Annotated in this window: 11 protein-coding genes; 8 read left to right on the forward strand and 3 right to left on the reverse strand. The window is 65.4% G+C overall.

Features of this window, described 5'->3' with window-relative positions; translation table 11 throughout:
• Positions 1–76: 76 nt before the first annotated feature.
• The 6 genes from ACQR1B_RS03130 to ACQR1B_RS03155 all read left to right on the forward strand — a co-directional run bounded on the left by ACQR1B_RS03130 (position 77) and on the right by ACQR1B_RS03155 (position 6,238).
• Positions 77–958, forward strand: a complete 882-nt coding sequence (locus ACQR1B_RS03130; RefSeq protein WP_434831287.1) for a LysR family transcriptional regulator — start codon at positions 77–79, stop codon at positions 956–958.
• Between the two features lie 125 nt (positions 959–1,083).
• Entirely contained in the window at positions 1,084–1,860 is a 777-nt protein-coding gene (locus ACQR1B_RS03135) for a succinate dehydrogenase iron-sulfur subunit (protein WP_434831602.1), read from the forward strand.
• 149 nt (positions 1,861–2,009) lie between these two features.
• Complete coding sequence (locus ACQR1B_RS03140) at positions 2,010–2,216, forward strand: hypothetical protein (protein ID WP_434831286.1); 207 nt, start codon at positions 2,010–2,012, stop codon at positions 2,214–2,216.
• Between the two features lie 143 nt (positions 2,217–2,359).
• Positions 2,360–3,187, forward strand: coding sequence for a class II glutamine amidotransferase (locus tag ACQR1B_RS03145; RefSeq protein ID WP_434831601.1), 828 nt, complete (start codon positions 2,360–2,362; stop codon positions 3,185–3,187).
• 25 nt (positions 3,188–3,212) lie between these two features.
• Positions 3,213–4,985 carry an N-acetylglutaminylglutamine amidotransferase gene (locus tag ACQR1B_RS03150; RefSeq protein ID WP_434831285.1) on the forward strand — a complete coding sequence of 591 codons (1,773 nt, stop codon included), beginning with the start codon at positions 3,213–3,215 and terminating at the stop codon, positions 4,983–4,985.
• Between the two features lie 20 nt (positions 4,986–5,005).
• Entirely contained in the window at positions 5,006–6,238 is a 1,233-nt protein-coding gene (locus ACQR1B_RS03155) for a carboxylate-amine ligase (protein ID WP_434831284.1), read from the forward strand.
• A gap of 7 nt (positions 6,239–6,245) precedes the next feature.
• On the opposite strand, the gene ACQR1B_RS03160 is transcribed toward ACQR1B_RS03155, so the two are convergent.
• From ACQR1B_RS03160 to ACQR1B_RS03170, 3 genes are all read right to left on the reverse strand, one after another.
• On the reverse strand, positions 6,246–7,451 hold the full coding sequence (locus tag ACQR1B_RS03160; protein ID WP_434831283.1) for an amidohydrolase family protein: 1,206 nt from the start codon (positions 7,449–7,451) through the stop codon (positions 6,246–6,248).
• 120 nt (positions 7,452–7,571) lie between these two features.
• Positions 7,572–8,204, reverse strand: a complete 633-nt coding sequence (locus ACQR1B_RS03165) for an alpha/beta hydrolase (protein ID WP_434831282.1) — start codon at positions 8,202–8,204, stop codon at positions 7,572–7,574.
• Positions 8,201–9,139: a ring-cleaving dioxygenase gene (locus tag ACQR1B_RS03170; RefSeq protein ID WP_434831281.1), complete on the reverse strand. Its 939-nt coding sequence runs from the start codon at positions 9,137–9,139 to the stop codon at positions 8,201–8,203. Before ACQR1B_RS03170 ends, ACQR1B_RS03165 begins: the two co-directional genes overlap by 4 nt.
• 139 nt (positions 9,140–9,278) lie before the next feature.
• On the opposite strand from ACQR1B_RS03170, the gene ACQR1B_RS03175 reads away from it, so the two are divergent.
• Complete coding sequence (locus ACQR1B_RS03175; protein WP_434831280.1) at positions 9,279–10,172, forward strand: LysR family transcriptional regulator; 894 nt, start codon at positions 9,279–9,281, stop codon at positions 10,170–10,172.
• A gap of 89 nt (positions 10,173–10,261) precedes the next feature.
• Positions 10,262–10,618: a hydroxyisourate hydrolase gene (uraH, locus tag ACQR1B_RS03180; RefSeq protein ID WP_434831279.1), complete on the forward strand. Its 357-nt coding sequence runs from the start codon at positions 10,262–10,264 to the stop codon at positions 10,616–10,618.
• The last annotated feature ends 3 nt before the right edge of the window (positions 10,619–10,621 follow it).

Raw genomic sequence — 10,621 nt, forward strand, 5'->3', positions numbered from 1 at the left:
ATATGTCGCATCGCAGCATGTTCAAAATGAATTGAAAGACTGATATTCAGTCCAATTTGGAATAGACTGTTCCATTATGGAACTTAAAGCGCTGAAAACTTTCGTCGAGGTCGTCCGACAGGGCGGCTTTTCGCAGGCCGCCAAGGCGGTGTTCGCGACCCAGTCGACCGTCAGCAAGGCGGTCAAGCAGCTGGAGGACGAGCTCGGCCTGCCGCTGCTCGACCGGCTCGGCCACAAGAGCCGCATGACGGCGGCCGGCGAGATCGTCTACCGCCGCGCGATCCGGCTGCTGGCGGAGCGCGACGACCTGCAGGCGGAACTCGCGGAGCTGCGCGGGCTGAAGCGCGGCGTGCTGCGTCTCGGCCTGCCGCCGATCGGATCGAGCACGCTGTTCGCGCCGTTGTTTGCGCTCTACCGCCAGCTCCATCCGGATATCGAGATCCGGCTGGTCGAGCACGGCAGCGACAGGCTCAGCGAGCTGCTCGCGGCGGGCGAGATCGACTTCGCCGGTCTGCTGCCGCCGATCGCCGATGAGTTTGCCGCCCAGATCGTTCGGCGCGAGCCGCTGATGGCGCTGGTGTCGGTCGATCATCCGCTCGCCCGGCATGAGACGATCACGCTGGCAGAGCTGCGTGACACGCCGTTCGTACTGTTCGAGGCCGGCTTCGCGCTCAACCGCATCCTCCGCGATGCCTGCCGCCGCAACGGCTTCGAGCCGGTCGTGGCGGCGCGCAGCACGCAGATCGATTTCATTGCCGAACTCGCCGGCGCCGGTCTCGGGGTTGCCTTCCTGCCGCGCATGATCGCAACTCAGCGCACGCAAGTGCCGATCAGTCTCGTCGTGCTCGACGAGCCCGGCACCGAATGGACGCTGGCGATGGCCTGGCGCCGCGGCGCCTATCTCTCGCCGGCCGCGGCCGCGTGGCTCAGGCTGGTGCGCGAGCGCGGCGAAGCTTGATTGCGAGGCGGCCGTACGAGATCGCGCTTCGTCTCCCGGCCTGCGACCATGCAACATCGTCAGCGGAGGAACGCGTGCAGCGACGAACGGTTGGTCGCGGGACCGACAATCGTCGAAGAGCGATGATGGCGCAATTCCGCCTGCCCAAGAATTCAGCGATTGAGCCGGGAAAATCCTGGCCAAAGCCGACCAGCAGCACGCTGCGTGAGTTTCGTATCTATCGGTGGAATGAGGAGGACGGACGCAATCCGCACCTCGACGTGTACTACGTTGATACGTCGGACTGTGGGCCCATGGTGTTCGACGGCCTGATCTGGATCAAGAACAACATCGACCCCACGATCGCCTTCCGACGATCGTGCCGCGAAGGCGTTTGCGGCTCCTGCTCCATGAACATCAATGGGCAGAACACGCTCGCCTGCACGATATCCATGAGCGATCATGCCGGCGCCATCCAACTGCTGCCGCTGCCGCATCAGCCCGTCATCAAGGACCTCGTTCCCGATCTTTCGAATTTTTACGCGCAATACGCTCTCATCGAACCCTGGCTGCAGACCAAATCACCAACCCCACAGAAGGAATGGCGGCAGAGCGAGGCGGACCGCGAAAAGCTCGACGGTCTGTACGAGTGCATCCTGTGTGCGTGCTGCTCGACGTCCTGCCCCAGCTACTGGTGGAATTCGGAGCGCTTCCTCGGACCGGCGGCACTGCTGCAGGCCGCCCGCTGGATCGACGACAGTCGTGACGAAGCCACTGGAGAGCGCCTCGACAATCTTGAAGATCCGTTTCGCCTCTATCGTTGCCACACCATCCTCAACTGCGCGAAGGCGTGTCCGAAGGGGTTAAACCCTGGCCAAGCCATCTCCGAGCTGCGCATGAAGCTGGTCGCGCGCAAGATGTAGGGACGCGGAACGGCACGAGCTGGCCGGTGTTGGCTCTGATCGATGATCGGCGAGCACCGCAAACGTGGAGAGGCTCTCAACCACATCGGATCATTGGCCGCGAATTGATGGCAGGCGCACTTGGCGAGAGATCGTCGAAAGGACTGACGATGAACGAAGACGATCGCGAGACGTCAAAACGCCGCTCCGGGGAAGAAGGTCAAGGTGGTGCGGCCCCTGACGGCAAGACGCCGCAAGGCGAGGACATGCCGGCGGCGGGCCCGCATGCGCGGCCTGAGCTGACGGACAAGGACAAGACACCGGGGACCGGGATACTGCCGGAGCCGGGTGACTCCAATCCCAGCCCGACCGGATGATCGGGATGCGGGTTCTCGGACCGGGACCAGCTCAAGGGTCCTGCGTCGCGGAACCTCGTGCGCATTGGCGCGTTGCCGCCTCCTCCGAAAGAACGCGGCACGTCCCCACGTGTCATGAAAATTTGTCCAGCCGGAGGGGCAGAATGTGCCGTTGGATCGCCTATCGCGGAGAGCGCACCGCTTTCGAGCATTACGTTACCGAGCCCGAGCATTCGCTGGTAACACAGAGCCTCCGCGCGCTGGAATCGACCGCAGGCACCAATGGAGACGGCTTTGGCCTCGGTTGGTACGGCGATCACCCGGAGCCTGGGCTTTATCGCGAGACGAGGCCGGCATGGTCGGACGAGAACCTGCGCTATCTCTGCCGGCACCTGCACTCGCATTTATTCTTCGCGCATGTGCGCGCCGCGACTGGCACGGCGGTGACGCGGCAGAACTGTCACCCCTTTGCCTGCGGCCGCTGGCTGTTCATGCACAACGGCTTCGTCGGCAGCTGGAACAGGCTCCGCCGCAAGGTCGAGGCGATGATTCCGGACGCGTTGTATCCATCGCGGTTGGGCACCACTGATTCGGAAGCCGTGTTCCTCGCCATCGTCGGCGCCGGCATCGATCAGGATCCGATCGGCGCAACATCGAAAGTGCTGCGCGGGCTGTGTCAACTCGTCAACGAGGACGGTCTGCGCGAGCGCCTGCGGTTCACGTCGGCGCTGTCGAACGGCCACGATCTCTATGCGTTTCGCTTCGCGGCCAACGATAGCGCCAACTCGCTCTATTACCGTGAGGACGGCGATCGGGTGATCGCCGTCTCCGAGCCCTATGACAAGGAGCCGGACTGGATCGAGGTTCCCCCCGATCACGTGCTGGTCGCCCGCGCATCCAGAGCGGCCGAAATCGTTCCGCTATTTGCCGCAGACGCGACGGCAATTGTCGCGGAACGCAAACGATCACAGAGGGTTGTCGGCAACACCTGAAACAATAGGAACTGGATGATCCGCGATGTGCGGCATTTGTGGTGAAGTCAGGACGTCCGGACAGCCCGCGCTGGCGGCGCTCGGCCAAGTCAATGATGCGATGCAGCCGCGCGGCCCCGACGCTGCCGGCATCTATGTGCAGGGCGGAATCGCGCTAGGGCACCGCCGTCTCAGCATTCTCGATCTGTCCGCAGCCGCGCAGCAGCCGATGATCGATGCGGCGCTGGGGCTCGGCATTGCGTTCAACGGATGCATCTATAATTTCCGCAAGCTGCGCGCCGAGCTGCAGGCGAAAGGCTATCGCTTTTTCTCCGACGGCGATACCGAGGTGATCCTCAAGGCCTATCATGCCTGGGGCAAAGCCTGCGTGCAGCGCTTCAAGGGCATGTTCGCCTTCGCGCTGTGGGAGCGGGACAGCGGACGGGTCGTGCTCGCGCGCGACCGTCTCGGCATCAAGCCGCTGTACTACACCGAAGGTCCGGGCTTCCTCCGCTTCGCCTCGACCTTGCCGGCGCTACTTGCCGGCGGCGGCGTCGATACATCGATCGACCGGGCGGCGCTGCACCATTTCTTCAGTTTTCACGCCGCCGTTCCGGCGCCGCGGACGATCCTCAATGGCGTGAAGAAGCTCGAGCCCGCGACCTTTCTGACGATCGAGCCGGATGGAACGCAGCGCCGTGAACGTTACTGGCAGTTCAGCGTCGGCACCCAGCGCCCGACCGATCGTGCCATGAGTCAGGAGGAGTGGTCGGACGCGCTGCTGGACGCAATGACATCGGCGGTGGACCGCCGCCGCGTCGCCGACGTGCCGGTCGGCGTGCTGCTGTCGGGCGGGCTAGATTCATCTCTCCTGGTCGCGCTGCTGTCCAAGCTGGGGCACGAGGACATCCGCACCTTCTCGATCGGCTTCGACGCGGTAGGTAAGCACGCCGGCGACGAGTTCCGTTACTCGGACATCATTGCTCGCACGTTCGGCACCAACCACGAGCAGATCAGGATCGGCGGAGACCGCGCACTCGAAGCGTTGCCGCGAGCCATCGCGGCAATGTCGGAGCCGATGGTCAGTCACGACGCGGTCGCATTCTATCTGCTGTCATCCGAAGTCGCCAAGCGCGTCAAGGTGGTGCAGAGCGGGCAGGGCGCCGACGAGGTGTTCGGCGGCTATAGCTGGTATCCCGGGTTTCTGTCGGCGAACGACGCCGTCCAGCAATATCAGAACGCCTATTTCGATTGGAAGCATGCGGATCTGCAGCGGTTGCTGGCCCCGGATCTGGTCGGTGAGGATGTGAGCCTCCAATTGGTCGAGAGCTTCTTTGCCGATCACAGCGATGCCTCCGCGGTCGACAAGGTGCTGCAGATCGACACCGAGATCATGATGGTCGACGACCCCGTGAAGCGGGTGGACAACATGACCATGGGATTCGGGCTCGAGGCCCGCGTGCCGTTCCTGGATCACGAGGTGGTCGAACTGGCCGCGCGCATGCCGGCCGAACTGAAGGTGAAGAACGGCGGCAAGCACATCCTGAAGGAGGCTGCACGCCGCTGCGTGCCGGCGGAGGTGATCGATCGGCCGAAGGGCTATTTTCCCGTGCCGTCGCTACGCTACCTGCGCGGACCGTTCCTCGACTACGTGCGCGACGTGCTGAGCGATGACAAGGCGCGGTCGCGCGGGCTCTACCGGCGCGATTTCATCGACCACATGTTGGAGAATCCCGAAACCGAGATGAGCCCGAAAGGGCATTCGCGGCTGTGGCAGGCCGCGCTGCTGGAAGCCTGGCTGCAGACCCACGGCATTTGATTTCTGACAGGATTGATCACATGGGATTGGATCCAAAAATACTCGAACGGCTCAGGCTCGGCCTGAGCGACGATGAGCGGCGGCTGGTGATCCGCTCGGCCACCGGCGGCGAGCGGATCACCGAATATTCCTTCGGCATCGAGGAGGAGTATTTCCTCGTCGACGCGAAGACACTGGACGTCGCGATCCGCACGCCGGATGATCTGTTCGAAGCGGCGAACTGGTCGACCGGCGGCCAGGCGATGCGCGAGATGCTGCAGTCGCAGCTCGAGGTCGCAACCAACGTCCATGTCGATACGGGCGATGCGCGCGAGGAGCTGAAATTCCTGCGGCGGGAGGTCGCCAGCGTCGCCGGGCAGTATGGCCTGACCATTCTGGCGTGCTCGACGCATCCGACCGCGACGTGGCGCAGTTCGCAGCCGAGCCCGAAGCCGCGCTATGCCGAGATGATGGAGGATCTACGCTTCGTCGGCCAGCGCAACATGCTGTGCGGCATGCACGTGCACGTTCAGTTGCCTGATCCCGATCGCCGCTTCGCCGTCATGCGGGCGATGATTCCCTATATTCCCGTCTTCATCGCGCTGTCGGCGTCGTCGCCGTTCTGGAATTCGCGGGACACCGGCCTCAAGGGCTATCGGCTTGCGGCCTATGACGAGCTACCGCGCACGGGTCTCCCGGAGCTGTTCACCTCCAAGACGCAATATGATCGTTACGTCGCGGCGCTGGTCAAATCAGGCGTCATGCCCGACGAGAGCCATGTGTGGTGGGCGATGCGGCCGTCGCTGCGGCATCCGACCTTGGAGTTGCGCGCGCCCGACGTGTGCACGTCGGTCGACGATGCCGTGGCGGTCGCCTCGCTGTACCGCGCGCTGGCGCGCCATCTCTGTGTCAATCCCGAGCTCGCCGAGGCTGTCGACAATGTCGAGCGTGCGATCGCGGTCGAGAACAAATGGCGGGCGCAGCGCTATGGTACCGACTGCCTGTTCGTCACGGAGGACGGTCCGGTCACCGGGCAGGAGATCCTGAACCGGATGATCGTCGATGTCGCACCGCATGCAGAGGCGCTCGGCTGCCTCGCTGAGGTTGAGCGCTGCCGTACCATCATGCAGTTCGGCAGCTCGGCTGACTACCAGCTGCAGGCGTTTCGCGAGTCGGGCGGACAGTTGTCGGCGGTGACGCGGTGGATCGAGGCTGCGACGGTGTCGCGCGCCGAGCCCCCGCGCGCGCCGGCGCCGGTCGAGCCGGCGCAGTGACGTCGGCTCAAGTCCCTGGCCTGATGACGCGGCCGTCGCGCGCGACGAGGCGGCCCTCCTTGTACACGGAGCGCCCCTTCGGGATGGCGACGACCGCCTCCGGGATCTGCTCCGCGTTCAAGGTGACGAAGTCGGCGCGGGCGCCGACGTGGAGGCCGTAGTCGGCAAGGCGCAACGCCTTGGCACCGGCCTCGGTGACGAGGTCGAAGGCGATGCGCAATTCGTCATCGACATAGAATCCGGAGCGGTAGCCGACCATCATGGCGCGGTTCAGGAGGTCGCCATCGCCGTAGGGCCACCAGGAATCGCGGATGTTGTCGTTGCCGCTGAACACGGTGACACCCGCGGCACGCAGCAAGGTGACCGGCGGGAAGGGCCGCGCGCCCGGCGCGTTCGTCATGATCGCGACGCCCGATGTCGCCAGGACCTCGGCGGCCTTCTTCAGCGGATCAGCCGCCAGGTCGCCGAGCGCATAGGCGTGGCTGACCGCGACATGCCCCTGCATGCCGAGGGCGCGCGTGCGCGCTGCGATCTGCTCCAGTTCGAACAGGCCGAGCATGCCGGGATCGTGCAGATGAATGTCCACATCGACGCCATGCCTGTGCGCCGTGCCGAATACGACATCGAGATGCTTCTCGACGTCGCGGTCGAAGCTCGCGGGATCGAGTCCGCCGACCAAGTTGGCGCCGAGCCTGATCGCCTCGTCGAGCAGCTCCGGCGTGCCCGGGCTCTTCAGGATGCCACTCTGCGGAAAGGCGACGAGCTGGATCTCGATCAGGTCGCGATAGTCTTCGCGCACGCGCAGGATGGTTTCGAGGGATTTCAGTCCCACCGAGCCGTCGACCATCACGTGGCTGCGCATCCGCGTGGTGCCATGGCCGATGCAGAGATCGAGCTGATTGCGGGCGCGCACGTCCATCGGCGCCGCCGCGGCCATGTTCTGCGCCTGGAACGTCACACGCTCATGCACGTCGAAGCCGTTGGTGCAGGGCTTATGCGGCTTCCAGGCATCGCCATAGAAGCTGGTGTCAAGATGGATGTGGCCTTCGACGAAGCCGGGCACGACCAGCGCGCCGCCGAGATCGATGACCTCCCGCGCCTCGGGCCGTTCGGTTTCGGCCAGCAGGCCGCTGATGCAGCCATTGTCGACCGTGATCGCGTGGCGCGCGCCGCGATCGAGCCGTGCATTGATGAACAGCTTGTCGACGGCCATCCCGCAGTTCCCTTCTGATGCTCCGTCGGCGCCGGAGCCGCGATATGCGGCCCCGGCGCCGGCTTCGATGCGAAGGCATTCTCGATCAGGATCGCTCGGGGCCGCAAGCGCAGATGCTGGTCATGCTGCAATCGCCTGCGGCAGCCCGGCGAGCCAGTCGCGCGCCAGCGCGATGTCGGCCTGCGACAGCTGATGCCCGGTCGGCAAGGTCGTGTGGGTCACGTCGGCGCCGGCCCCAATGAGCTGGCTGGACAGTTTTGCGGAATTGCTGGCGGGCACGATCGGATCGGCCAGTCCCGACAGCATCAGCACCGGTTTGCGTGCCAGCTCGACGGCCGGCGGCTGCGACAGCGGCACCATGGCGCGGAACAGCACAGCACCGGCCAGCGCCTCCGGCTGCAGCAGGAGCAGCGCAGCGGCGATGTTGGCGCCGTTGGAGTAACCGACCGCGACCGGGGCCGCGAGGCCGTAGCGCTGCCGCGCCTGGCCGATGAAGGCGCCGAGCTCCAGTGCGCGGCGGCGGACGTCGGCCTCGTCGAACACGCCTTCCGCCAGACGGCGGAAGAACCGCGGCATGCCATGCTCCAGCACCTGGCCGCGCGGCGACAAGAGCGCCGCGCCCGGTGAGAGGGTGGCGCCGAGCGGCAGCAGGTCGTTCTCGTCGCCGCCGGTGCCGTGCAGGAGCAGCAGCGGTGCTGCTCCTGTCGTGCTTCCGGGCTGGAAGCGGTGGGTGAAGGACAGTGTTTCGCTCATGTCGCGGCCTCCTCGAGGTTGGGCAGCACGCCCTCGATCTGCTCGCGGTGCGTTTCGAGGAACGCGGGCAGCTTCAGGTTCTTTCCGAGCTCGGCGACCGGTTCGTCGACCGCGAAGCCCGGAATGTCGGTCGCGATCTCGAACAGCACGCCGCCCGGTTCGCGGAAGTAGATCGAGCGGAAGTAGTTGCGGTCCTTCTGCTCGGTCGGATGCAGGCCGTGGCGGTCGACCAGCCTCGAGGCCATCACGCCCTGCTCGGCGTCGTCGGCCGCGCGGAAGGCGATGTGATGCACCGAGCCGGCGCCCTGTGCGCCGCGCAGAAAACCCTTGGCCTCGTAGATGTCGACGACGCTGCCTTGCGCATCGCCCGGCGCCTTGAAGCGGATCACCGAGCCTTCGCGGCCTGCTTCCGCGAAACCGAACACGTCGGTCAGCACGGCCGCGGTCTTGTCCGCCGAGTCGAGCAGCAGGGTGACGCCGTGGAAGCCGCGGATGGCATGCTCCGCCGGGACGTCGCCATTGCTGTAGCCGGGCTCGTCCTCCGCGCCGGGGACGCCGACCAGGGCCAGCGCCATGCCGTCCGGGTCGGTGAACGGCAGCACCGACTCGCCAAAGCGCTTCTCCAGCGCCTCATAGGCGATGCCCTTCTCGGTGAGGCGCTGCGTCCAGTAGCCGAGCGAGCGCTGCGGCACCCGAAATGCGGTCTGGTGGGTCTCGCCGACGCCGCGGCGGCCGGGTCGGGCACCCTCCCATGGGAAGAAGGTGAGGATGGTGCCGGGGCGGCCGGTCTCGTCGCCGTAATAGAAATGGTAGGTGCTGGGATCGTCGAAATTGACCGTCTTCTTGACGAAGCGCAGGCCGAGGTCGCGGGTATAGAAGCCGAAATTGCGGATCGGGTCGCCTGCGATCGCGGTGACGTGGTGCAGTCCGGGCATGTGGGTCTCCTGTCTCTTGGCCGCGGGGGCCGGCCGTTGATTTCCTGTGACGTCATATTGGTTGGCTTTGATTTGGAGACAATCCGTGCTCTTGTGACGTCTCTGTCTACGATTTGGCGACAATGACGGTCCGGGACCGATGGACAAGCTGAGCAGCCTGCGGGCGTTCGTGAAGGTGGTCGAGAGCGGCAGCTTCGCCGAAGCCGGCCGACAGCTGCGGCTGTCGCGCTCGGCGATCTCGAAATATATCGGCGAGCTCGAACAGAGCCTCGGCGTCCAGCTGATCGTCCGCACCACGCGTCACGCCAGTCCGACCGAGACCGGTCAGCGCTATTTCGAGCGCGCCGTCTCGATCCTGGCCGAGCTCGACGCGGCTGATCAAGCCGTCAGCCAGTCGCAGGCGGCGCCACGCGGGCTCCTGCGCGTCAATGCGCCGATGTCGTTCGGTACCATGCGGCTCGGCCCTGTCGTCGCCGACTTCATGGTCCTCTATCCCGAACTGCAGCTGCAGATCGTGCTCAGCGACGACCTGCTCGACCCCGTGCAGGATGGCTTCGATGTGACGCTCCGCATCGCCGAGCTGGAATCGTCGAGCCTGGTGGCGCGGCGGATCATGCCGGTGGAGCGCGTGATCTGCGCCGCGCCGGCCTATCTGGCCCGGCACGGCACGCCTGGCAGCCCCGAGGATCTGCGCCGCCACACCTCGCTCACCTACGGCTTCCTGCTGACCGGCAATCAGTGGAAGCTCACGGGGCGGGATGGCGATCATTGGATTCAGCCGGCCTGGACCTTGTGTGTCAACAATGCCGAGGTGCTGCGCGACGTCGCCATCCGGGGGCAGGGCATCGCACTGATCCCGCGCTTCATCGCCACCGATGCGCTCGCCAGCGGGGCGCTGACCGCCATCCTCGCCGACTACACCGCGCCGCCGCTCGCGCTCTATGCGATCTACCCGCCGACGCGGCATCTCTCGGTGAAGGTGCGGCTGTTCATCGATTTCCTGGTCGAGCGTTTCGGCAGAGGCGAGACATGACCATCCCGCAGGCGGTTGATGAACGGCAAATCGCCTCGAACCTTTAACCGGGCGCTGATAGAGTTGGCGGACAACAGAAGGGACGACGAATGGGCCGTCTGAGCACGCATATTCTGGACACGGTGAGGGGCAAGCCCGCCGCCGACGTCGCGATCGATCTCGATGCGCTGCAGCCGGATGGTTCGTGGCGCCGGGTCAAGCAGGTCCGGACCAATGCCGACGGCCGCACCGACCAGCCGGTGCTGGCTGGGGATGACCTCACGGCCGGCACCTACATGCTGACCTTCCATATGGGCGCCTATTTTAAGGCCCACGGCCTCGCCGCTGACGATCCGCTGTTTCTCGACCTGATCCCGCTCCGCTTCTCAGTCGCTGACACGAGCGCGCACTACCACGTGCCGCTGCTCGCGACGCCCTGGAGCTACCAGACCTATCGCGGGAGCTGAGAC

The sequence above is a fragment of the Bradyrhizobium oligotrophicum genome, assembly GCF_051168495.1.
Lineage (GTDB): Bacteria > Pseudomonadota > Alphaproteobacteria > Rhizobiales > Xanthobacteraceae > Bradyrhizobium > Bradyrhizobium oligotrophicum_A.